The sequence below is a fragment of the Ensifer adhaerens genome, from assembly GCF_002940685.1.
GTDB classification, from domain to species: Bacteria; Pseudomonadota; Alphaproteobacteria; order Rhizobiales; family Rhizobiaceae; genus Ensifer; species Ensifer adhaerens_E.
The window spans coordinates 280,032-306,080 of record NZ_PNFP01000008.1; the positions used below are offsets into that span (position 1 = coordinate 280,032).

General features: G+C 62.7%; 23 protein-coding genes and 1 tRNA gene. 12 read left to right on the forward strand and 12 right to left on the reverse strand.

Going from position 1 to position 26,049, the window contains the following annotated elements; translation table 11 throughout:
* Window positions 1-98 precede the first annotated feature (98 nt).
* The 3 genes from C1A35_RS17760 to C1A35_RS17770 form a co-directional block, all read right to left on the reverse strand.
* A complete protein-coding gene (locus tag C1A35_RS17760) occupies window positions 99-2,012 on the reverse strand; it encodes an autotransporter assembly complex protein TamA (RefSeq protein WP_104665591.1) in 1,914 nt (637 codons plus the stop codon).
* 268 nt (window positions 2,013-2,280) lie between these two features.
* The gene (locus C1A35_RS17765) at window positions 2,281-3,510 is read right to left on the reverse strand and encodes an MFS transporter (RefSeq protein WP_104665592.1); all 1,230 of its coding nucleotides are present in this window, start codon (window positions 3,508-3,510) and stop codon (window positions 2,281-2,283) included.
* Between the two features lie 220 nt (window positions 3,511-3,730).
* Complete coding sequence (locus C1A35_RS17770) at window positions 3,731-3,988, reverse strand: glycine zipper domain-containing protein (RefSeq protein WP_058321762.1); 258 nt, start codon at window positions 3,986-3,988, stop codon at window positions 3,731-3,733.
* 431 nt (window positions 3,989-4,419) lie between these two features.
* Here C1A35_RS17770 and C1A35_RS17775 point away from each other — a divergent pair, with 431 nt between their 5' ends.
* From C1A35_RS17775 to hemA, 4 genes are all read left to right on the forward strand, one after another.
* Window positions 4,420-4,908: a (2Fe-2S)-binding protein gene (locus C1A35_RS17775; RefSeq protein WP_104665593.1), complete on the forward strand. Its 489-nt coding sequence runs from the start codon at window positions 4,420-4,422 to the stop codon at window positions 4,906-4,908.
* 80 nt (window positions 4,909-4,988) lie between these two features.
* Window positions 4,989-7,334 (forward strand): xanthine dehydrogenase family protein molybdopterin-binding subunit, encoded by a 2,346-nt coding sequence (locus C1A35_RS17780; protein ID WP_104665594.1) that lies wholly within the window; start codon window positions 4,989-4,991, stop codon window positions 7,332-7,334.
* 16 nt (window positions 7,335-7,350) lie between these two features.
* A complete protein-coding gene (locus tag C1A35_RS17785) occupies window positions 7,351-8,148 on the forward strand; it encodes an FAD binding domain-containing protein (protein WP_104665595.1) in 798 nt (265 codons plus the stop codon).
* 328 nt (window positions 8,149-8,476) lie between these two features.
* Window positions 8,477-9,691 carry a 5-aminolevulinate synthase gene (gene hemA / locus C1A35_RS17790; protein WP_104665596.1) on the forward strand — a complete coding sequence of 405 codons (1,215 nt, stop codon included), beginning with the start codon at window positions 8,477-8,479 and terminating at the stop codon, window positions 9,689-9,691.
* 265 nt (window positions 9,692-9,956) lie between these two features.
* On the opposite strand, the gene dxr is transcribed toward hemA, so the two are convergent.
* Window positions 9,957-11,132 carry a 1-deoxy-D-xylulose-5-phosphate reductoisomerase gene (gene dxr / locus C1A35_RS17795; RefSeq protein ID WP_104665652.1) on the reverse strand — a complete coding sequence of 392 codons (1,176 nt, stop codon included), beginning with the start codon at window positions 11,130-11,132 and terminating at the stop codon, window positions 9,957-9,959.
* A gap of 204 nt (window positions 11,133-11,336) precedes the next feature.
* Here dxr and C1A35_RS17800 point away from each other — a divergent pair, with 204 nt between their 5' ends.
* The 3 genes from C1A35_RS17800 to C1A35_RS17810 all read left to right on the forward strand — a co-directional run bounded on the left by C1A35_RS17800 (window position 11,337) and on the right by C1A35_RS17810 (window position 12,866).
* The gene (locus tag C1A35_RS17800) at window positions 11,337-12,059 is read left to right on the forward strand and encodes an META domain-containing protein (protein WP_104665597.1); all 723 of its coding nucleotides are present in this window, start codon (window positions 11,337-11,339) and stop codon (window positions 12,057-12,059) included.
* Between the two features lie 146 nt (window positions 12,060-12,205).
* Window positions 12,206-12,367 (forward strand): Thivi_2564 family membrane protein, encoded by a 162-nt coding sequence (locus C1A35_RS17805; protein ID WP_089044368.1) that lies wholly within the window; start codon window positions 12,206-12,208, stop codon window positions 12,365-12,367.
* A gap of 130 nt (window positions 12,368-12,497) precedes the next feature.
* On the forward strand, window positions 12,498-12,866 hold the full coding sequence (locus C1A35_RS17810) for a VOC family protein (RefSeq protein ID WP_104665598.1): 369 nt from the start codon (window positions 12,498-12,500) through the stop codon (window positions 12,864-12,866).
* Window positions 12,867-12,903: 37 nt separating this feature from the next.
* Here the strand turns inward: C1A35_RS17810 and C1A35_RS17815 are convergent, their stop codons facing one another.
* The 3 genes from C1A35_RS17815 to C1A35_RS17830 form a co-directional block, all read right to left on the reverse strand.
* Window positions 12,904-13,173, reverse strand: a complete 270-nt coding sequence (locus tag C1A35_RS17815; RefSeq protein ID WP_104665599.1) for a hypothetical protein — start codon at window positions 13,171-13,173, stop codon at window positions 12,904-12,906.
* A gap of 249 nt (window positions 13,174-13,422) precedes the next feature.
* Entirely contained in the window at window positions 13,423-13,851 is a 429-nt protein-coding gene (locus tag C1A35_RS17825) for a RidA family protein (RefSeq protein ID WP_104665601.1), read from the reverse strand.
* Window positions 13,845-14,567, reverse strand: coding sequence for an SDR family NAD(P)-dependent oxidoreductase (locus C1A35_RS17830; protein ID WP_104665602.1), 723 nt, complete (start codon window positions 14,565-14,567; stop codon window positions 13,845-13,847). Before C1A35_RS17830 ends, C1A35_RS17825 begins: the two co-directional genes overlap by 7 nt.
* 112 nt (window positions 14,568-14,679) lie before the next feature.
* Between C1A35_RS17830 and C1A35_RS17835 the strand changes: the two genes are divergently transcribed.
* Window positions 14,680-15,582: a LysR family transcriptional regulator gene (locus C1A35_RS17835; RefSeq protein WP_104665603.1), complete on the forward strand. Its 903-nt coding sequence runs from the start codon at window positions 14,680-14,682 to the stop codon at window positions 15,580-15,582.
* Between the two features lie 175 nt (window positions 15,583-15,757).
* On the opposite strand, the gene C1A35_RS35995 is transcribed toward C1A35_RS17835, so the two are convergent.
* The 3 genes from C1A35_RS35995 to C1A35_RS17850 all read right to left on the reverse strand — a co-directional run bounded on the left by C1A35_RS35995 (window position 15,758) and on the right by C1A35_RS17850 (window position 17,358).
* Window positions 15,758-16,249: a hypothetical protein gene (locus tag C1A35_RS35995; RefSeq protein WP_158665093.1), complete on the reverse strand. Its 492-nt coding sequence runs from the start codon at window positions 16,247-16,249 to the stop codon at window positions 15,758-15,760.
* Window positions 16,250-16,531: 282 nt separating this feature from the next.
* Window positions 16,532-17,137, reverse strand: a complete 606-nt coding sequence (locus tag C1A35_RS17845; RefSeq protein WP_234822902.1) for a CatB-related O-acetyltransferase — start codon at window positions 17,135-17,137, stop codon at window positions 16,532-16,534.
* Between the two features lie 144 nt (window positions 17,138-17,281).
* A tRNA-Arg gene (locus C1A35_RS17850) sits at window positions 17,282-17,358 on the reverse strand.
* A 250-nt stretch (window positions 17,359-17,608) separates the two neighbouring features.
* Between C1A35_RS17850 and C1A35_RS17855 the strand changes: the two genes are divergently transcribed.
* The 4 genes from C1A35_RS17855 (at window position 17,609) to metH (ending at window position 24,105) form a co-directional block, all read left to right on the forward strand.
* The gene (locus C1A35_RS17855) at window positions 17,609-18,505 is read left to right on the forward strand and encodes an ROK family protein (protein WP_104665604.1); all 897 of its coding nucleotides are present in this window, start codon (window positions 17,609-17,611) and stop codon (window positions 18,503-18,505) included.
* Window positions 18,506-18,509: 4 nt separating this feature from the next.
* Window positions 18,510-19,004, forward strand: coding sequence for a heme-degrading domain-containing protein (locus C1A35_RS17860; RefSeq protein ID WP_104665605.1), 495 nt, complete (start codon window positions 18,510-18,512; stop codon window positions 19,002-19,004).
* Window positions 19,005-19,013: 9 nt separating this feature from the next.
* Window positions 19,014-20,168, forward strand: coding sequence for an AGE family epimerase/isomerase (locus tag C1A35_RS17865; RefSeq protein WP_440271538.1), 1,155 nt, complete (start codon window positions 19,014-19,016; stop codon window positions 20,166-20,168).
* A gap of 166 nt (window positions 20,169-20,334) precedes the next feature.
* Window positions 20,335-24,105, forward strand: coding sequence for a methionine synthase (gene metH / locus C1A35_RS17870; protein ID WP_104665606.1), 3,771 nt, complete (start codon window positions 20,335-20,337; stop codon window positions 24,103-24,105).
* 39 nt (window positions 24,106-24,144) lie between these two features.
* Here the strand turns inward: metH and C1A35_RS17875 are convergent, their stop codons facing one another.
* On the reverse strand, window positions 24,145-24,981 hold the full coding sequence (locus C1A35_RS17875; protein ID WP_104665607.1) for an alpha/beta fold hydrolase: 837 nt from the start codon (window positions 24,979-24,981) through the stop codon (window positions 24,145-24,147).
* A gap of 39 nt (window positions 24,982-25,020) precedes the next feature.
* A complete protein-coding gene (locus C1A35_RS17880; protein ID WP_199772963.1) occupies window positions 25,021-26,043 on the reverse strand; it encodes a DUF1254 domain-containing protein in 1,023 nt (340 codons plus the stop codon).
* Between the last annotated feature and the right edge of the window lie 6 nt (window positions 26,044-26,049).

A 26,049-nucleotide genomic window follows, 5' to 3' on the forward strand; every position in this document is an offset into this window, starting at 1 on the left:
ACCCATAACGCAAGTTGCGCTGCAGCGGAATCTCCGCGGGTGGAAACTATCAACCGAAGACGGCAATTTGCTTGTTCCTGCGGGAGAAACGGCGCGCGTCAGAAGGATTGCCCGATACCGGCATAGATGCCGTACTTGGTGCCGCCCGGATACTTGTTGAGCGGCACCGCGAAGTCGAGACGGATCGGTCCGAAAGGCGTCGCATAGCGCAGGCCGATGCCAGCACCGGCGCGGATGTCGGAAAAGTCGGGCGTCGTCTTTGCCGAGACCGTGCCGGCGTCGATGAAGGGAACGACGCCGATCGTATCGGTGATCGCGATGCGGGCTTCGAGCGAGGCGTTGACATAGGAGCGCCCGCCGGTCTCCTCGTTGTCGGAATTGCGCGGGCCGATCTCCTGGTAGGAATAGCCGCGCACCGAGCCGCCACCGCCGAGATAGAAGCGACGGTTTGCCGGAATGTCCTCAAGCCCACTGCCGCCGACCAGCACGCCGGCGCCGATCTTGCCGGCAAGCACGAAGCGCTTCTCGTCGCCGAGCGCATGGTAGCCCGATGCCGAGGCTTCGAAGGACGAGAAGAAGGTCTGGCCCTTGATCTCGTAGCTCGGCTTGGCGTTGATCATCGCCCGATAGCCTTCGGTCGCGTTCAGCTTGTCGTTGCGGGTGTCGCGCACATATTCGAGCGGGATGGCAGCCGTCAGGTAGGAATTCGAGCCGAAGGCGTCGTCGATGTTGGCCCAACTCAGCTCACCGCCGCCGGAGAATGTGTCGGTCGGCGAGAGTTCGAAAGTCGCGCCGGCCGCCCCCGTCAGGATCTTGGCGCGGTAGGCGTCCGGGTCCTGGATGTTGGCCTTGAGGCTCGCGGTAAAGGTCGAGGCGGGGCCGAAGGCGCCGGGTTTGGCAAAGAGGATGCCGACCGAATAGTCGAGCTTGTCCAGTTCCTTGGTCTCGCCGATGCGATCGACCGAGCCCTCGATGCGCAGCGATTCAGCGCGGCCGAAGAGGTTGCGGTGTCCCCAGTAGCCCGAAAGCCCGAGGCCGTCGGTGGTCGAGACCTGGGCGCCGAAGCCGAAATACTTGTGCTTGCCTTCGGACACCTCGATCTTCATCGGGATCGATCCATCAGGCGAAAGCGTGTTGGCTTCCTTGATGGTGACGCTCGAAAAGACCCCGAGCTGGCGCAGGCGCTCGGAGGCCTTGCGGATGTCCTCGGGCGAATAGGGGCGGCCTTCGTTGAGCCGCGAATAGTCGCGCACGAAGCCGGGATCGACGGTCTTGGTGCCATCGACGCTCACCTCGCCGACAGGTGCTACCGGTCCGCCGGCGGCGCCGATAACGATGTCGACGGTCGAATTGGCGTGATTGGCGACGGCACTGCGCTCGGTGAGCTTGGCGAGCGGCCGGCCCTGCTCGCGCAGGTCGTTGACGACCTTCTCGCCCGCCTTGATGATGAGGGTCGAGTCGGCGCGCGCGCCGGCGGGCAGGCCGTAATCGGCCGGATTGAAGCCGGCCGCATCACCCACGAAGCGAACCGAGCCGACCTTGAAGACGGGGCCCGGCGTTACCGTGACGCTGACCGGGATCGGCTTGCCGTCCGGGAAGGACGGATCGGGCGGCAGGCTGTCGATGTCCTGGCCGTTGACGCGGATGGCTATGGTGCCGCCGTAGCGGGCCTTTTCGTAGAGTGCGGCAAGCAGCCGGTCGCGGTCGTCACGCGCCCGGATCGCAAGGCCGAGATCGCCGGAGACCGGCTTTTCCTGGCCCTGGACGAGCTGCGAGCTGTTTTCCAGCGCTTCCTTCAGTTCCTTGTCGTCGGTGCCGGCATCGAAGGTGAGCGAATAGTTGACGGGGTCGATGACTGGCGCCTCTTCCTCGTCGCTCTCGAAGAACTTCATGCCGAAGAGCTTGAAGGCGTAGGCCTTTTCAGCGGAAAGCGGGCCAAGCGCGCACGAAAAGGCAACAGCAAACGCAGTCGCTGCCTTCCAGTACGCAATACTCGACCGTGGTGGGGACATTCGCTTCCGCATCCCGTCTTCAGGCGACCCAATACAAACTGCCTGCTTATGCGGCCGGGTCACTATCGCATGCCTAAGGTTTTCCATTTGTTAACGATGACCACCCGCTGCATCCACCCCCGATGCCGAATTTCGGTGCCGATTTCGTCGAAAAAGCACGGAAATGTTGTCAGCGCAGCACAACCATCGGCTCCGCGGCGCCGACAACCACGCTGGCGCCGGGCCTCTTTTGCAGGCTTGGCCCCGCCTGGTCCGTCGTGCCGAGCCGCTATGCCGCCTCGGGCAGCGCCCGCAATTGCGGTACGCCGGACGCGATGATGACGAGGAACTGGATGAGGAAGCCGGCCGCTGCGACGGCAAGGCAGGCCTCGACGCCGAAGCGCGTGGCGACGACGGCTCCGAGTGCTGCGCCGATCGGCCGCGCGCCAAAGGTGGCGGTGGTGATGAAGGCCGATACGCGCCCCAGCATCGCATTGGGCGTGACGGCCTGTCGCAAGGTCAGCGTGGCGATCGACCAGAGCACCGGACCGGCGCCGAACAGGAAGAAGCTCAAGCCGGCGAGCGCGCCGGAGGGAACCCAAATGGTCGAGAGCATCACGGCGGCGGCCGTCAGCCCACCGAGCGGCCCAAGGACGATCATCAGGCCGAAGGGGACGCGGCGCGCAATGGCGGGTGCTGCGAAGGCGCCGAGCATCATGCCGGTGCCATAGATGCCGAGCGTGACGCCGACGCCGGTCGCCGTCAGCCCAAGGGTTTGAATGGCATAGGCGACATAAATCGCCTGCAGCACGAACCACGCCGTATTGAAGACGATGGCCGTCACCAGGATGGGCCTGAGCAGCGCGTGACCGGCCAGGAACCGGGCGCCTTCCGTCAGATCCTGAAGGAGCTTGCGCCTGGGACTGGCTGGCTGCTGGTGGTCGCTAAGGCCGGCAAGCAGGACGACGGAGAGAAGGGAGAGGCACGTGGCGGCGACATAGGCAAGCGACGCGCCGGTCCATGCGACGATCGCGCCGCCGATCGCAGGTCCGCCGGAATAGGCGAGGCTGCGGGCGAGTTCCATCCAGCGGTTGGCGTCGCCCAGCTGGGCGCGGGGAACGATCGCCGGGATCAGCGCTGGCGCGGCGACATTGTAACAAACCGTGCCGATCGCACCGACGAAACCCATGACCGCAAGCAGCGGCAGTGACAGCAGGCCGCTGACCATCAAGAGCAAGGTGGCGACCAGGGACAGGGCGCGCAGGATTTCCGAGGAGACCATCAGCCTGCGTCTCGATGCGCGGTCGGCAATGAGGCCGGCGGGAATGGAGAGCAGGAGGAAGGGAAGCGTCTGGGCCATCTGCAGCCAGCCGGTTTCCGCAGGGCCCGCGGCGAGCAGAAGCACGGCCGCGAGCGGAGCGGCCGCGAGCGCCATCTGCTCGGAGAACTGTGCAAACAGGTTGGACCAGCCGATTCGCTTGAAGGCCGGGGGCAGGGCGATGTTTTCCGGTTTCGACATGAGGAGCCTCGATCATTTAGGTCGGGGCCACGAAACGGATTTGCGTGAAGAAGAGCCACCCGGTTTCTGCGCGCCCGGCCATTTGGGTGAGGCGCGCGTCGTTTTTGTCGTGATCGCTGCCTGCCGCAACGAAAAACCCCCTCACGGCGACTGCCAGGAGGGGGAACTGTGCCGTCGGTGCGCTTGCGCTGCGCCTCAGGACGATCGTTCCTGCTGCGCCTTAGCGCGGGCAGGAGTCGATGTAGCGGCGGCCGTAACGGTCGCGGTAGTAGCACTGGCCGGGCTGTTCGGTGACGTTGCCGATGACTGCGCCCGAGACACCGCCGATGGCTGCGCCGACCGCTGCGCCACGGACGTCGCCGGTAACCGCGCCACCGATGATCGCGCCGGAAACGGCACCGATTCCGGCGCCCTTTTCCGTCTGGGTGCAGCTTGCGACCGACAGGGCGACCAGCACCAGTGCGATGGCTTTCTTCATGTTGTTCTCTCCGATCTCTACGGATCTCAAGCCTATCGCTCAGTCCGTCCCGTGGATGATGGCGAAGCCGGGCACATCCCGCTCCACCTGAACTTGCAATTCGGAAAATACGCGGTCCCCATCGAAAGTCTACGGGAGCGCTGCGGTTTCTTCCTGGCGGCAAGATAATGATATCGTTCCTGAACGGGACATGAAGGCTCAGTTCCCCGAGATACAACCGGCGTGGAAAAATTTTATCGTCCGGTGGGCAGGGGCGGTTGCGGCATTCCAAAAAAAGACAAATGATACAAACAAGCCTGCAAAATCCGGAGGAGCGGATCCGTGGGCGACGGGCATCGATATCAGTTGGCGCGTACCCTAGTCGCGTGAACCATCTCACCCGACTTTCCGGCCGCGCTCGTGTTGGCATTGACCGACCCCGGAGGAGCGAAATGGCGAAAGTAACGATGACGGTCAACGGCCGTCAGGTGAGCGGTCATTGCGACGACCGCACATTGCTGGTGCAATTCATACGTGAAAATCTCGGACTGACCGGAACCCATGTCGGCTGCGATACCACGCAGTGCGGCGCCTGCGTCATCCATATGGACGGAAAATCGGTCAAGAGCTGTTCCATCCTTGCCGCGCAGGCGGCAGGCTCCACGATCACCACCATCGAAGGGCTCGCCGCCGACGGCGAGCTGCACCCGGTACAGGCGGCGTTCAAGGCCAATCACGGCCTGCAATGCGGCTTCTGCACGCCCGGCATGGTGATGACGGCCGTCGACATGATCCGAAGGCATCAGGGCCAGCTGGACGAGGCAACGGTGCGCGCCGAACTTGAAGGCAATATCTGTCGCTGCACCGGCTACCACAACATCGTCAAGGCGATCCTTGCCGCCGCCGCCGAGATGAGCGGCGCCCGCGTGGCTGCAGAATAGCGGTAGATTTAAGGGCGACTCTCGCCCCTGACGCATGTCATCGAGAGACTGTCGCTGGATATCTCGGGAGGAGATAGGCAATGGGCGTTGAAGGCATCGGCGCGCGCGTGGCGCGCAAGGAGGACAAGCGGTTCCTGACCGGCAAGGGCCGCTATACGGACGACATGTCCGTGCCGGGCATGAAATATGCGGTGTTCGTGCGCAGCCCGCACGCGCATGCGAAGATCGTGAAGGTGGACGCGTCTGCGGCCAGGGGCATGCCCGGCGTGATCGGCGTGCTCGACGGCAAGCAGCTGCTCGCCGACGGTATCGGCAACCTGATCTGCGGCTGGATGATCCACTCCAAGGACGGATCGCCGATGAAGATGGGCGCCTGGCGGCCGCTTGCGCACGAGACGGTGCGCTATGTCGGCGATGCCGTGGCGATCGTCGTTGCCGACAGCGTGGCCGAAGCGCGCGATGCGGCCGAGGCCGTCGTCGTCGAGTACCGGGAACTGCCCGTCGTCATCGACGCCACGAGGGCACTCGAAGCCGGACAGCCGCAACTGCATCCCGAGGCGCCGAACAACCTGATCTTCGACTGGCAGATCGGCGACGAAGCGGCGACCGACACGGCGATCGCAGCGGCGGCCCATGTCACCGAGGTCACCATCCACAACAACCGGCTCTCGCCCAACCCGATGGAGCCGCGCGCGGCCCTCGGCATCTACGACGCCGGCGACGACCACTACACCTGCTACACCACCAGCCAGAACCCGCATGTGGCCCGGCTGGTGATGAGCGCCTTCTATAATGTCGCCCCGGAAAACAAGCTCCGGGTGATTGCGCCCGATGTCGGCGGCGGTTTCGGCTCGAAGATCTATATCTATCCAGAGGAGATCGTCTGTCTCTGGGCGTCGAAGCGCACCGGCGTTCCGGTCAAATGGACGTCCGATCGCACCGAAGCGTTCCTCACCGACGCCCATGGTCGCGACCATGTGTCCAAGGTGAAGATGGCTTTCGACGCCAACAACCGCATCATCGGGCTCAAGGTCGACACGGTCGCCAATCTCGGCGCCTATATGTCGCTCTTTTCCTCGGCGGTGCCGACCTATCTCTACGCGACGCTGCTTTCGGGCCAGTACGCCATCCCGGCGATCCACGCCAATGTGCGGACCGTCTACACCAACACGGCGCCGGTGGATGCCTATCGCGGTGCCGGGCGACCGGAGGCGACCTATCTGCTCGAACGCACCATGGAGACGGCGGCGCGCGAACTCGGCGTCTCGCCGGCGGAGTTGCGGCGGGTCAATTTCATCCGCTCCTTCCCGCACCAGACGCCTGTGATCATGAACTATGACGCCGGCGACTACGAAGCGTCGCTCGAAGCGGCGATGAAGGCGGCCGACTGGAACGGCTTTGCGGCGCGCAAGGCCGAAGCCGAGCGTCGCGGCATGAAACGCGGCATCGGCATGAGCTGTTACATCGAGGCCTGCGGCATCGCACCGTCGGCGGCGGTCGGCTCGCTCGGTGCCGGCGTCGGTCTTTGGGAATCGGCCGAAGTGCGCGTCAATGCGGTCGGCACCATCGAGGTTCTGACCGGCTCGCACAGCCACGGGCAGGGCCACGAGACGACCTTTGCCCAGCTCGTCGCCGATCGTTTCGGCGTGCCGCTCGACAGCGTCAACATCGTGCATGGCGATACCGACAAGGTGCAGATGGGCATGGGCACCTATGGCTCGCGCTCCGGTGCCGTCGGCATGTCGGCCGTCGTCAAGGCGCTCGACAAGGTCGAGGCCAAGGCGAAGAAGATTGCCGCGCATCTGATGGAAGCGGATGAAAGCGATATCGTCATCGAGAACGGCGAGCTGAAGGTCGCCGGCACCGACAAGGCGGTGCCCTGGTTCCAGATGGCGCTCGCCGCCTATACCGCCCACAACCTGCCAGCGGGCATGGAGCCGGGGCTGAAGGAAGGGGCTTTCTACGACCCCGCCAACTTCACCTTCCCGGCCGGCTGCTACATCTGCGAGGTGGAGGTCGATCCCGATACCGGGCGCACCAAGATCGTCCAGTTCGTGGCTGCCGACGACTTCGGCAACATCATCAACCCGATGATCGTCGAGGGGCAGGTACATGGCGGGCTGGCCCAGGGCATTGGCCAGGCGCTGCTCGAAGGTGTGCACTACGATGCCTCGGGCCAGCTGCTGACGGCGAGCTACATGGACTATGCCATGCCACGCGCCGATGATCTGCCGTCGTTCCAGGTCTCGACCTCGAACACGCCGTGCCCGAACAATCCGCTGGGTATCAAGGGCTGCGGCGAGGCGGGTGCGATCGGCTCGCCGCCGGCGCTGATCAACGCCATCACCGACGCCATCGGCAACAACGCGCTCACCATGCCGGCGACACCGCAGAAGGTGTGGGCGGCGGCGCACGCGGCCAAGTGAACGGGAGGACACCCACATGTACGAGACCCATTATCACCGGGCGTCTTCGGTTCAGGACGCCGTCAGCCGAATGGAAGCTGCCGGCGAGGGCAAATACGTCTCCGGCGGCATGACGCTGATCCCGACGATGAAGCAGCGACTGGCGTCGCCGAGCGACCTGATCGACCTCAGGCACATCGCCGAGATGCAGGGCATCACGGTCAACGGCCGATCGGTGCGGATCGGTGCGGCCACGACCCACTATGACGTGGCCTCGTCGGCGGCGCTGAAGGCCGTCTGTCCGGCGATCTGTCATCTCGCCAGCCATATCGGCGATCCGCACGTGCGGCACATGGGCACGATCGGCGGCTCGATCGCCAACAATGATCCGGCCGCTGACTATCCGGCAGCGATGCTGGGGCTCGCCGCGACGATCGTGACCAACCGGCGCGAGGTTGCCGCGGACGATTTCTTCGCCGGCCTGTTCGAAACGGCGCTGGAAGACAGCGAGATCATTACCGCCGTCCGCTTCGACGCGCCGGCCAAGGCCGCCTACCAGAAATTCGCCAATCCTGCGTCGCGCTATGCGATGACCGGCGTTTTCGTGGCAAAGGGAGACGATGGGGCGGTCCGGGTCGCCGTCACGGGTGCGGGAGCAAACGGCGTCTTCCGGCAGGCGGAGATGGAGGCCGCACTTGCCGCCAACTGGTCGCCGGATGCACTCGCCACGATCAGCGTCGATGCCTCGGATCTGCTCTCCGACATTCACGCCGACGCGGCCTATCGCGCCAATCTGGTGAAGGTCATGGCCAAACGCGCCGTGGCTGCGGCATGAGCGCCGTCCGCCGCCGTGCAAACAGCGAAAAAGGGCGGCTTCGGCCGTCCTTTTTTCATCCTTGCTTGACTTCGATCAAGCTTGAAGAGATGAACATGCGCTAAGGCTTTCTTTGGAATGTTTCAAAACTAGCGTTGTCTCGATTGAAACGGTTTCACTGAAAGCAGCGAAGATGCTCTGGATCAAAAATGCTAGATCATCCCGGATGCATTCATTGGGCGGGCAGCACTTGATGGGCCTTTTGCCGCAGTTGGCAGATGCCGGGCATTCCGAGGTTGACCCCAGGTCGCATTGATTGAAGAAAAGCGGCCGGGCACTGGAGAAGATGATGGATTTCGAAAATTTCTTTAAGAACGAGCTGGACGGACTGCATCAGGAAGGCCGCTACCGGGTTTTCGCAGACCTCGCCCGCCATCGCGGCCAATTCCCGAAGGCCGCACGCCACACGGCTGGCGGCGTTCAGGAAGTCACCGTCTGGTGTTCGAACGACTATCTCGGCATGGGCCAGCATTCTGTTGTCACCGAGGCGATGAAGCGCGCGATCGACGAATGCGGCGCCGGCGCCGGCGGCACCCGCAACATCTCCGGCACCAACCACTACCACGTCCTGCTTGAGCGCGAGCTCGCGGACCTGCACGGCAAGGAATCGGCGCTGCTGTTCACCTCGGGCTACGTGTCCAACTGGGCCGCGCTCGGCACGCTCTGTTCGAAGATTCCTGGCGTCATCGTCTTCTCGGACGCCGGGAATCACGCTTCGATGATCGAGGGGATCCGTCACTCCAAGTGCGAACGCGTCATCTTCAAGCACAATTCGGTCGCTGACCTCGAGGCCAAGCTCGCCGCTGCCGACCCGCGCGCGCCGAAGCTCATCGCTTTCGAGTCCGTCTATTCGATGGACGGAGATATCGCGCCGATCAAGGAATTCTGCGACCTCGCCGACAAGTACGGCGCCATGACCTATCTCGACGAAGTGCATGCGGTCGGCATGTACGGTCCGCGCGGCGGCGGCATCGCCGAGCGCGAAGGCCTGATGCACCGGCTGACGGTCATCGAGGGCACGCTCGGCAAGGCCTTCGGCGTCATGGGCGGCTATATCACCGGTTCGGCAGCCCTTTGCGACTTCATCCGCTCGTTTGCTTCCGGCTTCATCTTCACGACGGCGCTGCCGCCGACGCTTGCTGCCGGCGCGCTCGCCTCGATCCGTCACCTGAAGGAAAGCCAGGTCGAACGCTTCGCCCACCAGGAGCGCGTGCGTCGCCTGCGTTCGCTGCTCGACCAGCGCGGCATCCCGCACATGCCGAACCCGAGCCATATCGTGCCGGTCATGGTTGGCGACGCCGCCAAGTGCAAGTGGATCTCCGATCTCCTGCTCGACAATTTCGGCGTCTACGTCCAGCCGATCAACTATCCGACGGTGCCGAAGAAGACCGAGCGCTTGCGCATCACCCCGACGCCGCTGCATTCGGACGCCGACATCGACCATCTCGTCGGTGCGCTGCATTCGCTGTGGTCGCGCTGTGCGCTGGCCCGCGCCGTCGCGTAGGCTTCGGCTAACCTTACGAGAAACCTGCCCCTCACCCTAACCCTCTCCCCGCATGCGGGGAGAGGGGACGAGGACGTTGGATGCAACTCCGTGTCCGTCCACTGCCAAGATGCTGTCCTGCTCCTTGGCGGAAGCAGACCGAGAACGTCGCTGGTGGATCAGAGTCGGAGCTGCAACGTCCTTCGCCCCGCTTGCGGGGAGAAGGTGCCGGCAGGCGGATGAGGGGCGCTTCCCTTACTGAGCGCGGCGCGCCCAGAGAACCTGACTACTGAAGCAGCCCGGCCGCCAGTTGCCGGGCTTTTTCGTCGGCGGCAAAGACCTCGTCCATGGTGGCTGCCGCCGGCAGGCCGGCGAGCTTGTCCATCACCTTTTCGACGATCTCCGCCATGGCGAGAAAACCGGTTCGGCCGGCGATGAAGGCGTCGAGCGCCGTTTCCTTGGCGCCGTTGAGCACGGCCCCCTGCACGCCACCTTCGATCATGGCGCGCCGCGCCAGCCGGATCGCCGGGAAACGAACTTCGTCCGGGGCTTCGAAATCGAGGCGCGAGAGCTTAGCGAAGTCGAGCCGCTCGATCGGCAGGCTGCAGCGGCTCGGATAGGAGAGCGCATAGCCGATGGCGGTGCGCATGTCCGGGCAGCCGAGCTGCGCCAGCACCGAGCCATCGGTGTAGCCGACCATCGAGTGGATGACCGACTGCGGATGCACGATCACCTCGACCTGATCGGGTTCGAGCGCGAAGAGGTGCTTCGCCTCGATCATCTCCAGTGCCTTGTTGAACATCGAGGCGCTGTCGATCGAGATCTTCAGGCCCATCGACCAGTTCGGGTGGGCGCGGGCGACATCCGCGGTCACATGGCGCATGTCTTCGAGCGACTTGGTGCGGAAGGGGCCACCGGACGCCGTCAGGATGATGCGCTCGACCGCATGGCGCTGGTGCTCTTCCAGCACCTGGAAGATGGCGTTGTGTTCGCTGTCGACCGGTAGCAGCCGGCCGCCGCCCTTCTTTACCGCGTCGATGAACAGGTTGCCGGCGGAAACCAGGCACTCCTTGTTGGCAAGGGCGATGTCGGCGCCGCGGCGGGCGGCTGCCAGCGTCGGGGCGAGACCGGCGTTGCCGACGATCGCGGCCATCACCCAGTCCGCGTCGCGCTCGGCCGCCTCGATCAGGCCGCTTCGGCCGGCGGCCACCGCGATGCCGGTGCCGGCGAGGGCCGCCTTCAGGTTTTCGTACTGGCTGTCGTTGGCGGTGACGGCGAGCTCTGCGCCCACCTTTTTGGCCTGCTCTGCGAGCAGCGGAATGTTGCCGTTTCCGGTGACGGCGACGACGTCGAAACGCTCGCGACCGCCCAACCGCTCGATGACGTCGAGCGTGTTGGTGCCGATCGAACCGGTCGAGCCGAGGATCGTCAGTCGGCGCTTCGCAGTGTCGCGGGATGCCATGCCAATACCCATGTTCTTCTTCCCGGACGAACGCCCGGCTGAGCCTTCGCCGGGCAGGTGGTCTCTACGAGATCGATCCGAGTTTTATGTTGTTTGCTAGGCTCTACAGGCGAAATCCGCCGGCAACAAGGGCACGGTCTTCAATCCGTCTCGTCGGCGGGCTAAGAATCGGATGCCGTGAGTCGGGGTCCGAAGGAGTTCGCGATGCTGAAAGTCATAACCGCCGTTTCCTGCGCCTGCGTCGCGATCGAGATGGCCTCGATGCAGCCTGTCGCCGCTGAGAACGTACCGGAGCAACTGGTCGGCACCTGGCTTGCCGAAGACATCGGCGGGGGTGGGGTCATCGACAATCTCCAGTCGACGCTGGAGATCCGCGAGGACGGCACCTATGGCGGCATGGCCGGCTGCAACCATTTCACCGGTACCTTCAGCCTTTCAGGCTCGAGGATCACCTTCGGTCCTGCTGCGTCCACGCGCAAGATGTGCGTGCCGGCGGTGATGAATCAGGAGCAGAAGTTCCTCAAGGCGCTCAACAGCGAGCTTTCCTGGTCGGTGGAAGGATCGAAGCTTATGCTTGGCAAGGCCGGCGGCGGCACTGCCTTGAAGCTGGCCTCGATGTCGGCAGCGTCTGAGGGCGCCGACGTGACCATCCGCATTCCCGGCGCCGAGGCGGTGGACCGGCAATCGGTGCGCTACGACTGCGGCGGGAAATCCGTCGAAGCCGAATACATCAATGCCGGCCCGGTTTCGCTGGTGACTTTCACCATCGACGGGACCTTCGTCGTCGCCTCCAACGTGATTGCCGCATCCGGAGCCAAATATGCCGGCGGGCAATATGTCTGGTGGACGAAGGGCGAGGAGGCGACGCTTTTCGACGCGACCAAGGGCGACGAGGACAAGGGGATTGCCTGCAAGCCCGCCTCCTGATGGAACCTTCCGCTCGCCTCCGATGCTTGCCGGGCGGTCAGCGCGACCAGCGGAAGAATTTCCGCTGAAAATCGGAACTTTTGCCCTCGCTTCATAGTTACAATCCCGGCGCTGTCGCGCTGTCGTTGTGAAAAGGGAGTTGATCCATGGGGCTGCTTATCGGAATCCTGATTACATTCCTCGTCATCGTGCTGGTGCTCTATCTCGTCCAGCGTCTGCCGCTCGACGCACGCGCCAAGCAGATCGTGCAGATCATCGTCATCATCATCGGCATCATCTCTCTGTTGAAATACCTGGCCGTCTTCTGACGCCGCCTTCCAGCCAAAACGAAAGCCGCCGGTTCCGATGGGCCGGCGGTTTCTTGTGCCCGGTCGAATGCTGACGGGAACTGACAGTGGCTTTGCCTAGGGTCCGGGGATCGAAAAGGAGATCCGACCCATGCTGTCACCGAACCTCGTGCTCTTTTACGTCGAAGACCCGATGGCGAGCGCCCGCTTCTATACTGATCTGCTCGGTCGCGAGCCCGCCGCGGCGTTCCCGGCCTATGTCGCCTTTGATCTGGAAAACGGGCTGACCTTCAGCCTCTGGTCCACCGCAGCGAGGGATTTCGTGTCCTCCGGCACGGGCCACCGGTCGGAAATCGCCTTCATGGTCAAGGACGACGCCGAGGTCGAGCGGCTCTACGCTGACTGGCAGGAACGGGGGCTGACGATCGAGCAGGAACTGAAGACCGCCGTCTTCGGCCGCACCTTTGTCGCGCTGGATCCCGATGGACATCGGCTGCGTGTATGCCGGCCGGACGGCTGAGGGCTTTCCGGTTATCCCGTTGGATTTCAGGCGCGATCTATTGCGCGGTCGTCGGTGCCTTGCGGTCGAGAATTGCTTGAAACAGGGTGGCCTGTCTCTCGGTGGCGGCCCGGATCGCGCTCAGTTGTCGCAGCATCGTTCCGAAAGCAGCCAGAAGAATACCGGTTAGTATCGCGCTCCAAGTCCAGGGGAGAATAGACAGTACGCGCAAATACGCCGTCGCCGGATCGCCTGCCAGCATGGCTAAGCCGACAACGATTGTGGCCACGATGATGACGATGCCGATGATCTGCAGAAGTTTACCCATGGTTTCCTCCCGTCATGCGAGCAAACTCGGGCAGGCAGCGGCTACTGTCAAGCATGTAGAATGGCGGCCAAGGCTGACAAAACAAAAAAGGCCGGGGCAAACCCGACCTTCCTCATCACCTTCGCCGATGCCAGTTCATCCGTGGTCATCAAGAAGGTATGCCCAGTGTTTAGCCGTTGTTCGTGACAGGCAAATGACGAAAAGGCGTTTTCCTGATGGGTCGGCGTTCCGGAAGGCCGGTCCAGCATTTCAGTCCGCCACCTCGACCAAGGGTTCGATTTTGACCGGCAGTCCGAGCGGCAGGCTGGCGACGCCGAGGACGATGCGGCCCGACAGCATTTCAGGACCGAAGACCTTGGCGAGCAGGTCGGACGCGCCGTCGGCGACTTGAGGGTGCTCCCGGAAATCGTCCGATGTGGCGATGTAGACGCCGAGCTTGGCGACGGCGGTCACCCGGTCGAGTGAACCGAGCTCCGCCCTGATCGCCGCAAGAGCGCTGAGCGTGGCGGTCTCCGCCGCGCGGCGTCCTTCATCGACCGTCAACTCGGCGCCGAGCCGGCCGATCCGGACCGCTTCGACATAATTGCCGAAGGGCGTTGGCGGAGGAGGCAGTGCCATGCCGAGTTCCGTCAGCCGCTGTTCTGTGTCAGCGGTGGACGTGTCCTCCAGGTCTACCATTTGCCCAAGTGCGCGCCGCCGTCGACGTTCAGCACCTCCCCGGTTATGCGCGGTGCCCTGGTCAGGAACAGGACGGCGTCCACGATCTCATCGACGCTGGAAATGCTGTGCATCGGCGAAAGGGTGTTGAGGAAATCCCTCGGATTGTCCTTGTGGAGCGGCGTGTCGACGACGCCGGGGGCGACGACGTTGACGCGGATTCCGTCCCTTGCGTATTCCATGGCGATGTTCTTCGAAATCGCGTTGATGCCGCCCTTGGTCAGCATGGCGACCGAAGCGTTCATGCCTGCTATCGGTCGATCGGCGAGCGGCGTCGTGATGCTGACGATGCTGCCGCCCCGCTTCTGCGCCAGCATCTGTTTGGCGACGAGCTGGGTCGTGTGGATGAATCCTTCGATGTTCGTCGCGCTGAGCTGGCGGTAGTCCTCGGCCGTATAGTCGACGAAGGGCTTGGTGAAGAAGATCCCGGCATTGTTGACGAGCGCGTCGATCGAGCCGAACCGGTCGATCGCGGTGTCGACCGCGCGTTTCGCCGTGTCCGGATCGGCGATATCGCCGTCGACCCGGGCCAGGCGGTCGGAATCGCTGATTTCGCCCGACTTGCTGACGTTGCGCGAGGTTGCGACGACGTCATAGCCCTGTGCCAGAAAGGCATTTGTGAGGCCCGCGCCGATGCCCTGGGAGGCGCCGGTGATGATTGCGACCTTGTTTGCCATTCGATCTCTCCGTGGTTGGACGATTTTGGTGAGATGAATATGGCTGCGGCGAGATTGCGCGATAAGCTGGAAATATCTGGAATTACATTTCCATCAGTGCAAAAATATCGGCATGGTCGACCTGAACGATATCGCGGTCTTTGCCGCCGTTGCCCAATTCGAAAGCTTCAGCCGGGCGGCCCGCTCCCTCGGCATGCCGGTCTCCACCGTCAGCCGCAAGGTGACCGCGCTGGAGCAGAAACTGGGTGTCACGTTGATCCAGCGGACGACGCGGAAGTTGAGCCTGACGGTTCAGGGGCGTGCCTATTGTGCCGAGTGCAGCGAACCGCTGAAGCAGCTTCACGACGCGGAGAGGGTGCTGAGCGAGGCGCAGCGAAAACCCGAGGGGTTGCTGCGCATCACGGTTCCGGTGACACTCGGGCAGCCGCCCTTCTTCGATTTCCTGTCCGCGTTCCTGAAAAAGTATCCCGAGATCGAGGTCGATCTTCTCGTCACCAACATGTTCATGGATCTTGTCGCCGAGAACATCGACGTCGCCGTCCGGTTCGGCGAATTGCGTGATTCGTCGCTTGTCGCGCAGCGCATTGGCCGAAGCACCCACCTCCTCGTGGCCGCCCCTGAGTATCTCGACAGGCACGGCGTTCCCTTGCGGCCCGAAGATCTAAGCGGCCACCGCTGCGTCCTCGTCAATGCCCGGAAGAATGAGGCCGATTGGCATCTCGTCAACGGCGACAAGGCGGTTACGCTTCCTGTGACCGGTTCGGTAACGGTCCACGACATCCAATCGGCGAGCGCCATCACCGAGCGTGGCCACGGCATCGGCCGGCTTCCGCCGATCTTCTGCGACAGCCTGCTTTCAAGCGGCAAGCTCGTGCGCGTCCTTCCCGGATGGTCGGCGCCCGATGTCTTCGTGCATGCGGTCTATCCGACGCGGCGGTTTCTGCCATCGCGACTGCAGGTCTTTCTCCAGGCGTTGAAGGCCTGGCGCGGTCCGGCGTGGGAGCCGCTTCGGTGAGGTATGGCGTCAGGCGGCCGTAAATTGACAGCTAGCGGCGGGCCCTCCCGCCGCCAAAACATGATGTGGGTACAGATAGGTCAGTGAAATCAGCGCATGATATGAGATCGATTAATCTCTCGCGGTAAGATCGAACTCCAATGGCAATCGATACGCAGGCCCACTTTGCTGCGGGTCATTCCTTTCCCAAGCCAGCTTTTTGCAATTGAATTCTTATGAAGGTGGCATTGGGAGAAACTGAAATCTCATGCTCGACGTCGTCACCGGAGCCATGAAGGATACGCCGAATGACGGCATGCGCTTCGTCTTCGATGTTCTCGTAGTCGTTGTTTCCCATTCGCTGCTGAAGGCGCTCATGCAAGATAAACTCCAATGTCTTCCAGCGGTAAATGTCCTGGCGAAGCACTTCATAGTCGCTTTCGGAAGCCTCGAAGTCGAAGCCCTTGCTCCAGTGGCCACAATCCACGGGTATGCCGATCAAAAGGCGGCCATTCTCCCGAAAGACGCTAAGCTCCCATCCTGTACCCAGTAGCCTTTCCAAGGTGTTTCCTTCATCTGCCGACATCACGCCAACCACAAAAACGCTCAGACGACGCAACGCTACAACAGAAGTACGCCCGAAGAAACGAAGCAGGTCGCGGAGTTGCGGGTCGCCCATCGCGGCCAAAAGAACGTTCCGCAAACATAAGTGGGGAACGCCCGGGGAATGCATGTTATTTTAAGTGGTTGATTTTTATGGTGATCCCGCCCGCGATTCGAACGCGGGACCCCCAGATTAGGAATCTATGCCAACACGGAAGCGGAAGGCGTTCAAATCGAGGCGGCAATGTCTCAGCAGTCATCCCGCACGCGGCAGATTTTCGCAACTGCTCGAGCATAGCGGTCAGATCACGAACTTTGGCCACTATTGCAACAGATCGCAGTTCAATTGTTTGGTGATGAGCGGGCATCACAACTGCTGGTTCAAGCTTGAATAATCCTCAGTCAAATGGATTTTTACAAACTCTTCAATCGGAAGGAACAAATCATCTAAATGATTTTTGATTTTGTTATCATCCCAATTCCACCATTCAATTTTTTGAAGCGCTAGTATCGTACATATATCAAAACGATAGCGGATAAGTTTTGCTGGGTTTCCAGCAACTATTGCATAAGGAGGAACGTCCTTTGTCACAATAGATCCCGCACCAATAATCGCACCATTGCCAATTTTTACTTTTGGTAGGATTATGGCACGACGCCCGACCCAAACATCATGGCCTATTTCAATACCTCCTTGGTCAAGTAAATTGAGACCGCCATTCATGCTCGGAATAAAAAGCTCTTTTAGCGGATAGGTAGATGCAAAATTTGTAGGGTGGTTAGCGCGATTAAGCAGTACAACCTCATCGGCAAAAGAGCAGAAGTTTCCTATTGTGAGGGGGTTATTTTTATCGAAATGATAAATGGTGTCTGGTTTTATGCCATAAGTATGACGCCCAATTTTAACATGTTCTGGCGGAGGGCGTTCTTTTCTTAAACCTAGTTTTGTTCTTAATTTTCTAAACATTGCCATAAATGTTCTTCCATGCTGCATCGCAAGGCTGTGATCGAGATATTCACGTGGTTCCGAAACTGACTGGAATAACAATCAAAGAACAACGTTTCAGAACGCTTTCAGAACGATCAGAACGGCATTGATGCTAACTCGTTGATTTACTGGTGATCCCGGCGCGATTCGAACGCGCGACCCCCAGATTAGGAATCTGGTGCTCTATCCTGCTGAGCTACGGGACCACTTGGATAGCACCCATACAAAAGCAAGGCGTCTTCGCCAAGTGTTTTTGCGTGTGTGACGGCGGAAATGCGGGCGACGTCGCGCTTGGCAATCTCGCGACGGCGGCACGCCAGCAGCGTCCTCAGCGGGTTTAAACCGATTGTGAAACGGGGCTGGTCTTTCAGGTCTTTCGAATGCTAAGCATGCGAGCGTTGGCCCGAGGAAGCCGGCACTCTCCTTTAAGACCTTCATCAGAGACCTGATCCACATATGTTCATCGGAATAGATTGGGGCGGCACGAAAATGGAAGTCATCGCGCTCGGCCGCGATGGCGAAACGCGCGCCCGGCATCGCGTCTCGACCCCGACCAGCGGCTATGACGATTGCATCCGCGCCGTTCTCGACCTCGTTGCCGCCGCAGAGCAGACGGCCGGCGAACAGGGCTCGATCGGCATCGGCATTCCCGGCAGCCCCAATCCGCGCACCGGTATCGTGCGCAATTCCAACGCCGTGCTGATCAACGGCAAGCCGCTCGGGCGCGACCTCGAAGCGGCGCTCGGCCGTCCGGTCCGGCTGGCCAACGACGCCAATTGCCTGGCGGTCTCCGAAGCGGTCGACGGTGCCGGAAAGACTGCGCATGTGGTGTTCGGCGTCATCGTCGGTACCGGCCATGGCGGCGGGCTTGCGATCGACAAGAAAGTGCATGCCGGCTACCAGGGCGTGGCCGCCGAGATCGGCCACTATCCGCTGCCCTGGATGACGAAGGACGAGTATCCGGGCCACAAGTGCTGGTGCGGCAAGCATGGCTGCCTCGACATGTATGCCTGCGGCACCGGCGTCGAGCTCGATTACCGGATTGCGACCGGCGTCGAAAAGCGCGGGCGCGACATCATCGAGGCGAAGCGGGCGGGCGATCCGGTGGCAACGGGCGTTTACGAGCGCTTTGTCGACCGACTGGCGCGCAGCCTGGCGCTGCTCACCAACATCGTCGACCCTGATGTCTACGTGCTTGGCGGCGGCATGTCGAATGTCGACGAGATCTATGACGACGTGCCGCCGCGAGTGGTCAACTACCTCTTCGGCGACACGTTCGAAACGCCCATTCGCAAGGCGCTGCACGGCGACAGTTCCGGCGTGCGCGGTGCCGCCTGGCTCTGGAAGGACTGACCCCATGAATATCGACAGGGACCTCGCCCGCATCGTGCGGCAGGAACAGGAGTTGCAGTTCGATCGCTTCGATCTCGATACGGCCTGGGCGCTCGGCTCGCTGCTGCGCAAGACGGCAGCGGAGCGCAAGCTCGGTGTCGTCATCGACATTACGCTGTATTCGATGCAGGTGTTCTACGCCGCGCTGGAAGGGGCGACGCCCGACAATCCGAACTGGGTGCGCCGCAAGCGCAACACCGTGTTCCGGCTGTTCAAGAGCAGCTACGCCACCGGCCGCGAACTCGCCAAGGCGCAAACCAACCTGCAGGCCAAGCTCGGGCTTGCCGATGCCGACTATGCGGCGCATGGCGGCAGCTTCCCGATCGTCGTCAAGGGCACCGGCTGCATCGGCGCCGTTACCGTCTCCGGCCTGCCGCAGCGCGAGGACCACAATATGGTGGTCGAGGCGCTCGCAACCTTGCTCGGCAAGGATCATGGCGCGTTGAAGCTCGAGGACTGAGTGTTGGCGGTGGATATTTTTTCGCAATCGCGGGCGCTGTCGCAGTGGCTGGCGGACAAGGCCCTGCCGCTTTGGCGTGCCAAAGGCATCGACGCTGCCGGCGGCTTCGTCGAAACGATCGACATGGCCGGCGAGCCGACCAATGCCAACCGCCGCGCGCGGGTGCAGCCGCGGCAGGTCTATTGCTTCGCGGAAGCCGGGCGGCGCGGCTGGTCGGGTGACTGGCGCGGTGCCGCCGAAGGCGGGCTTGCCTATTTCGATCGCGTCTTCAAGCAGCCGAGCGGCTTTTATGGTGCGCTCGCCGATGCCGAAGGCAATCTGCTCGATCCGTCCTTCGATCTCTACAATCAGGCCTTCGCGCTGCTCGCCTTCGCCTACCTTGCCGAGGTCGTGCCGGCACGGAAGGCCGAGATGATCGAGCGCAGCAACGACCTTCGGTCTCGGATCGAGGCGCATGTCAAGCATCCGGTCGCCGGTTTCGAGGAAGACAATCCCCCGCGCCTGCCGCTCTGCTCCAATCCGCACATGCATCTCTTCGAGGCGTGCCTGGCCAGCGAAACGGTCGAGGGCTTCGACCGGGTCGCCTGGGCCAATCTCGCCGACGAGATTGCGGATCTGGCGATGGATCACTTCATCGATGCCGAGAGCGGGGTGCTGCGCGAATTCTTCGATCACGACTGGGCGCCGATGGCCGGCGACAAGGGCCGGATCGTCGAGCCCGGCCATCTGTTCGAATGGGCCTGGCTGCTTCTGCGCTGGGCGGAGCGCCGCGGCTGTGCCGACGCGATCGTGAAGGCGCGGCGGCTGTTCGATATCGGCGAGGCGCACGGCATCTGCGCGAACCGCAATGTCGCGATCATGACGCTTCTCGACGATCTCTCGGTGGCCGACCCGATCGCCAGGCTCTGGCCGCAGACCGAGTGGCTGAAGGCGGCCGTGCGCTTTGCGGCCCTCACCAATGGTGCCGAGCGCGAGCGTTATCTCGCTTCGGCTGCACGGGCGGCGGCGGCACTCCGGATCTTCCTGGAGACGCCGGTTGCGGGCCTCTGGCGCGACAAGCAGAAGGCCGACGGCAGCTTCGTCGACGAGCCGGCGCCCGCCAGCAGCTTCTACCACATCCTTTGCGCCATCTACGAAACCGAGGATTGCCTCGCGCGGCTCTAAGCTTGCCGTTGTGAACCCGAATGCACCTAGTGGCCCGTCGCAATCGCGGCGGGCCATTTTCTTTGCTTCGAAAGACAAATGTGATTGTTGCATATGTTGACATAAAGATATCTTTATGTGATTGACTCAACTTATTGTTTGTCGTTTTCAGAACGGGAGATTTCCCATGTCCGCCATCGACGCCCTTTTCGGCGACGTTTCCTCCAAGCCGGATGGCTCCGAGATCAAGCGGGCGCTGGCCCAAGCGGCGCGCGAACGCATCCTGATCATGGATGGCGCGATGGGCACGGAGATCCAGCAGCTCGGCTTCATCGAGCAGCATTTCCGTGGCGACCGCTTCGGCGGCTGCGCCTGTCACCAGCAGGGCAACAACGATCTCTTGACCCTGACCCAGCCGAAAGCGATCGAGGACATTCACTACGCCTATGCGATCGCCGGCGCCGACATCCTCGAAACCAACACCTTCTCCTCGACCCGTATCGCCCAGGCCGACTACGGCATGGAGGACATGGTCTATGAGCTCAACCGCGATGGCGCCCGGCTGGCGCGGCGCGCCGCCAAGCGGGCCGAGGCCGCGGATGGCCGCCGCCGCTTCGTTGCCGGCGCGCTCGGGCCGACGAACCGCACCGCGTCGATCTCGCCCGACGTCAACAATCCCGGCTACCGCGCCGTCACCTTCGACGATCTCCGGATCGCCTACGCCGAGCAGATCCGCGGCCTGATCGACGGCGGCGCCGACATCATCCTGATCGAGACGATCTTCGACACGCTGAACGCCAAGGCGGCGATCTTCGCGACCAAGGAAGTCTTTGCCGAAAAGGGCGTCGATCTGCCGGTCATGATCTCCGGCACGATCACCGATCTTTCGGGGCGCACGCTCTCCGGCCAGACGCCGACGGCCTTCTGGCACTCGGTTCGCCATGCCGAGCCCTTCACCATCGGGCTCAACTGCGCGCTCGGCGCCAACGCGATGCGCGCCCATATCGACGAGCTCTCGGGCGTTGCCGATACCTTCGTCTGCGCCTATCCCAATGCCGGCCTGCCGAACGAGTTCGGCCAGTATGACGAAACGCCGGAGCAGATGGCCGCACAGGTGGAAGCCTTTGCTCGCGACGGCCTCCTCAACATCGTCGGCGGCTGCTGCGGTTCGACGCCGGCCCATATCAGCGCGATCGCCAAGGCTGTCGCCAAGCACCCGCCGCGCGAGATCCCCAAGGTCGAACCGCTGATGCGGCTTTCCGGGCTCGAGCCCTTCACGCTCACTTCCGACATTCCTTTCGTCAACGTCGGCGAGCGCACCAACGTCACGGGGTCGGCGAAGTTCCGCAAGCTGATCACCGCCGGCGACTATTCGGCAGCCCTCGATGTCGCGCGCGACCAGGTGGCCAACGGCGCGCAGATCATCGACATCAATATGGACGAGGGCCTGATCGATTCGAAGCAGGCGATGGTCGAGTTCCTGAACCTCGTTGCCTCCGAGCCGGATATCGCCCGCGTACCCGTGATGATCGATTCGTCAAAATGGGAGGTGATCGAGGCCGGCCTGAAATGCGTGCAGGGCAAGCCGCTGGTCAATTCCATTTCCATGAAGGAAGGCGAAGAGGCGTTCCTGCACCACGCAAGGCTCTGCCGCGCCTATGGCGCAGCCGTCGTCATCATGGCCTTCGACGAGGTCGGCCAGGCGGATACCCAGGCGCGCAAGGTGGAGATCTGCACCCGCGCCTACAAGCTTTTGACCGAACAGGCGGGCTTCCCGCCCGAGGACATCATCTTCGACCCGAACATCTTTGCCGTGGCGACGGGGATCGAGGAGCACAACAACTACGGCGTCGATTTCATCGAGGCGACGCGCGAGATCATCAAGACCCTGCCGCATGTGCACGTGTCGGGCGGCGTCTCCAACCTCTCGTTCTCCTTCCGCGGCAACGAGCCGGTGCGCGAGGCGATGCACGCGGTCTTCCTCTACCACGCCATCCAGGCGGGCATGGACATGGGCATCGTCAATGCCGGCCAGCTCGCCGTCTATGACGCGATCGATCCGGATCTGCGCGAGGCCTGCGAGGACGTGGTGCTGAACCGCCGCGCCGATTCGACCGAGCGCATGCTCGAAATCGCCGAGCGCTACCGCGGACAGGGCGGGGCGCAGGGCCGCGAGAAGGATCTCTCCTGGCGCGAATGGTCGGTGGCAAAGCGTCTTGAGCACGCGCTCGTCAACGGCATCACCGAATACATCGAGGCCGATACGGAGGAGGCGCGGCTTGAGGCAGCGCGGCCGCTGCACGTCATCGAAGGCCCGCTGATGGCCGGCATGAACGTCGTCGGCGACCTCTTCGGCTCCGGCAAGATGTTCCTGCCGCAGGTGGTGAAATCGGCGCGTGTGATGAAGCAGGCGGTCGCTGTGCTCCTGCCGCACATGGAGGCCGAAAAGCTCGCCAACGGCGGCGAAGCGCGCGAAAGCGCCGGCAAGATCCTGATGGCGACGGTCAAGGGCGATGTGCACGACATCGGCAAGAACATCGTCGGCGTCGTGCTTGCCTGCAACAACTACGAGATCATCGATCTCGGCGTCATGGTGCCGTCGGCGAAGATCCTCGAAGTGGCGCGCGAGCAGAAGGTCGACATCATCGGGCTTTCGGGCCTCATCACCCCGTCGCTCGACGAGATGGTGCATGTGGCGTCCGAACTCGAGCGCGAAGGCTTCGCCGTGCCGCTGCTGATCGGCGGGGCGACGACCAGCCGCGTGCACACCGCGGTCAAGATCAATCCGCGCTACGATCGCGGCCAGACGGTCTACGTCACCGACGCGAGCCGCGCCGTCGGCGTCGTATCGAGCCTGCTGTCGCCGGAAGCCCGCGACAGCTACATGGAGACCGTCCGGGCGGAATATCGCAAGGTTGCCGACGCGCATGCGCGCAACGAGGCGGAAAAGCGCCGGCTGCCGCTGTCGCAGGCGCGCGCCAACCAGCACAGGATCGACTGGTCCGCCTATCAGGCGAAGGCCCCGTCCTTCCTCGGCACGCGGGTGTTCGAAAGCTGGGATCTCGCCGAGCTTGCCCGCTACATCGACTGGACGCCGTTCTTCCAGACCTGGGAACTGAAGGGCGTCTATCCGAAGATTCTTGACGATGAGGCGCAGGGCGCTGCGGCGCGCCAGCTCTTCGAAGATGCTCAGGCGATGCTGAAAAAGATCATCGAGGAGACGTGGTTCGCGCCGAAGGCGGTCGTCGGTTTCTGGCCGGCAGGCACGGTCGGCGACGATATCCGGCTTTTCACCGGCGAAGACCGGGCCTCCGAGCTTGCGACCTTCTTCACCCTGCGCCAGCAACTCAGCAAGCGCGACGGGCGCCCGAACGTGGCGCTTTCCGATTTCGTCGCGCCAGTTGATAGCGGCTCCCAAGACTATGTCGGCGGTTTCGTTGTGACCGCGGGTATCGAGGAAGTGGCGATCGCCGAGCGCTTCGAGCGTGCCAACGACGACTATTCCTCGATCCTGGTCAAGGCGCTGGCCGACCGATTCGCCGAAGCCTTTGCCGAGCGCATGCATGAATATGTGCGCACCGAACTCTGGGGCTATGCGGCGGACGAGACCTTCACGCCGCAGGAACTGATTGGCGAGCCCTATGCCGGCATCCGCCCGGCGCCGGGCTATCCGGCCCAGCCCGACCATACGGAAAAGGCAACGCTCTTCCGTCTGCTCGACGCGGAAGCAACGATCGGCGTCAGCCTGACCGAGAGCTACGCGATGTGGCCGGGCTCGTCGGTTTCCGGCCTCTATATCGGTCACCCCGAAGCCTATTACTTCGGCGTCGCCAAGGTCGAGCGCGATCAGGTCGAGGATTATGCGACGCGCAAGCGCATGCCGGTGCGCGAGGTCGAGCGCTGGCTGTCGCCGATCCTCAACTACGTGCCGATGCCGGAGACCGAAGCGGCGGAGTAGCGTCGCGGGGCAGCATGGTGACGGGTCTATCCGGGCTCGTCATTGCCGCTGATGCTCGTCGGCCTCGGGTTCATCATCCAGCGCGGCCAGGAAGGCCGTGAGCGCCGCATTGAAGCTGTCCGGCCGCTGTAGTGGTGCGAAGTGGCTGACGCCGCCAAGCAGGATAAAGGCGGCGCCCGGAATGCTGTGGGCGAGATAGTCCGCGTGCTCGTGTTTGATGAATTCGTCGTTTTCGCTCTGAACAATCAACACCGGTACGCGGATCTTGCCGAGATCTTCGGCGGTGTAGTTCGGCTCGGTTCGCTGCATCGCGCTGACCGCATCGACGAAGGCGCCGAAATCGTCTGGCGTTGCCGATAGCACCTTGTAGTCGCTCGAGTGCCTGCCGAAGCAGCGGTCGAGCACCGGGCTCGGCTCGATCTCCCTGGTGCCGGTCGGGTCCATGTTGCAGGCGAAGAAGAAGACGCCGGTCGCGCGTTCCTGCGCCTTGGAGGCAAGAACAAGTGCGATGCAGGCGCCGTCGCTCCAGCCGGCAAAGGCCGCCTTCCGAACATTCAGCCTGTCCATCACGGCAAGCACATCCGAGGCCATCAGCTCATAGGTATAGGGCTTGCTGTCGCGGGTGCTGCGGCCGTGGCCCCGGCTGTCGATCAGGATGACACAGTGCCCAGCTTGAAGCAGTGCCGGGACCTGAAAGCCCCAGTTGCCGCTGTGGCCGAGACCGCCATGCAGGAGGATCACCGGCTTGCCCTGGCCATAGGTCGCATACCAGATCCGTGCGCCGTCATGCTCGACATGGCCTTCAACCGTTGCTGCGGGCAGGGGCATTGCACCGCGGTCGGCGAAGGCCGCAAGGTCGTCATCCCTGAATTCCATGCATGCGATCTCCGCTGGCTGCTTCGCGACGCGGGAAGCTTAATTCACCGGTTGCGGCTCGGGAAAGTGCCAGGAGCCGTCGAGGATCTCCTTGCGTGGCCGGTAGAGCCGCACTGTGTAGTTCCAGCCATCGACGACAGGCAGGCAGTTGGCGATCTTGCCATCGCAGCCGCCGAACTGGATCGAAACGCCGCCGTCGTCGCCCTTCTTGGCGGTGATGTCGTTGATCGTGTAAGCGTCGTAGGGGTTTTTCTCGTAAAAGCCTTGCGCGTCGTAGACGCTGACCGACCAGAAGGCGTCGACCGGAACGTCCTTGACGTCGAGCTTGTAGACCGTCTTGCCGTCGTTCTTGGCCGGCGTGACGTTGAGATAGGTCGCATCCCTGTCCGGGTTGCCCCCCCAGCCGGTTGCTGTGCCGATCAGGTGGCGGATCGGATCGACCTCTTTCTTGGTGCCGAAGGCCTTCTTGAAGTCCGGCATGGTTGCGCCAAGTGCGAGCAGAGCCTCGCGCACTTTCTTCTGGCTTGCCGGATCCCAGGCCGGGACCTCGAACTTGCCTTCCGTCTCTTGGCTGGCCTTGATCGCATCCTGCAGCGCGTGCACTTCGGCGATATCTTTCGGGTCGGCCGGATCGACAAGCGTGCGGACGCCGACGACGACATAGCGCGTGCCGACCTTTTCCCTGGTCAGTGTCGTCTCGCCGGCCCCGTAGACGACTTCGGGCACATAATGGTCCTCGTTGATCACCTGCATCGACATGAAGCGTTTTCCGGCGTCCGGCAGGGTAATCGTGACCGGACCGGCATCGAGATCGAACACGGCTGACGAGTAGAGCGTATCGCGGTTGAGGCGGATGACGGTCTGATTTTCGATCGAAGCGGGCTCACGCCGGTGCAGGAACTTGCCGAAGGCGCCGTCCTTGACCATGCTTGCCGCATACATGTCGCTCTCGGCGCGAATGAAATTGTCGACGCCGACCATGACGGGGTCGGCGGCACTGGCCTGGGTTGCGGCAGCCATCGCCAGTGTGCTGGCTATGAGGAGCGAACGATAGTGCATCATGCTTCA

Bases quoted from the DNA above. Each gene is read 5' to 3' on its own strand.
- C1A35_RS17875 (WP_104665607.1), bottom strand. From the start codon at position 24,981: ATGGAATTCAGGGATGACGACCTTGCGGCCTTCGCCGACCGCGGTGCA.
- C1A35_RS17810 (WP_104665598.1), top strand. From the start codon at position 12,498: ATGCTGTCACCGAACCTCGTGCTCTTTTACGTCGAAGACCCGATGGCG.
- C1A35_RS17825 (WP_104665601.1), bottom strand. From the start codon at position 13,851: ATGGTAGACCTGGAGGACACGTCCACCGCTGACACAGAACAGCGGCTG.
- C1A35_RS17835 (WP_104665603.1), top strand. From the start codon at position 14,680: ATGGTCGACCTGAACGATATCGCGGTCTTTGCCGCCGTTGCCCAATTC.
- C1A35_RS17775 (WP_104665593.1), top strand. From the start codon at position 4,420: ATGGCGAAAGTAACGATGACGGTCAACGGCCGTCAGGTGAGCGGTCAT.
- C1A35_RS17785 (WP_104665595.1), top strand. From the start codon at position 7,351: ATGTACGAGACCCATTATCACCGGGCGTCTTCGGTTCAGGACGCCGTC.
- C1A35_RS17860 (WP_104665605.1), top strand. From the start codon at position 18,510: ATGAATATCGACAGGGACCTCGCCCGCATCGTGCGGCAGGAACAGGAG.
- C1A35_RS17845 (WP_234822902.1), bottom strand. From the start codon at position 17,137: ATGGCAATGTTTAGAAAATTAAGAACAAAACTAGGTTTAAGAAAAGAA.
- C1A35_RS17780 (WP_104665594.1), top strand. From the start codon at position 4,989: ATGGGCGTTGAAGGCATCGGCGCGCGCGTGGCGCGCAAGGAGGACAAG.
- metH (WP_104665606.1), top strand. From the start codon at position 20,335: ATGTCCGCCATCGACGCCCTTTTCGGCGACGTTTCCTCCAAGCCGGAT.
- C1A35_RS17830 (WP_104665602.1), bottom strand. From the start codon at position 14,567: ATGGCAAACAAGGTCGCAATCATCACCGGCGCCTCCCAGGGCATCGGC.
- C1A35_RS17800 (WP_104665597.1), top strand. From the start codon at position 11,337: ATGCTGAAAGTCATAACCGCCGTTTCCTGCGCCTGCGTCGCGATCGAG.
- C1A35_RS17880 (WP_199772963.1), bottom strand. From the start codon at position 26,043: ATGATGCACTATCGTTCGCTCCTCATAGCCAGCACACTGGCGATGGCT.
- C1A35_RS17765 (WP_104665592.1), bottom strand. From the start codon at position 3,510: ATGTCGAAACCGGAAAACATCGCCCTGCCCCCGGCCTTCAAGCGAATC.
- C1A35_RS17855 (WP_104665604.1), top strand. From the start codon at position 17,609: ATGTTCATCGGAATAGATTGGGGCGGCACGAAAATGGAAGTCATCGCG.
- C1A35_RS17770 (WP_058321762.1), bottom strand. From the start codon at position 3,988: ATGAAGAAAGCCATCGCACTGGTGCTGGTCGCCCTGTCGGTCGCAAGC.
- hemA (WP_104665596.1), top strand. From the start codon at position 8,477: ATGGATTTCGAAAATTTCTTTAAGAACGAGCTGGACGGACTGCATCAG.
- C1A35_RS17805 (WP_089044368.1), top strand. From the start codon at position 12,206: ATGGGGCTGCTTATCGGAATCCTGATTACATTCCTCGTCATCGTGCTG.
- C1A35_RS17815 (WP_104665599.1), bottom strand. From the start codon at position 13,173: ATGGGTAAACTTCTGCAGATCATCGGCATCGTCATCATCGTGGCCACA.
- dxr (WP_104665652.1), bottom strand. From the start codon at position 11,132: ATGGCATCCCGCGACACTGCGAAGCGCCGACTGACGATCCTCGGCTCG.
- C1A35_RS17760 (WP_104665591.1), bottom strand. From the start codon at position 2,012: ATGTCCCCACCACGGTCGAGTATTGCGTACTGGAAGGCAGCGACTGCG.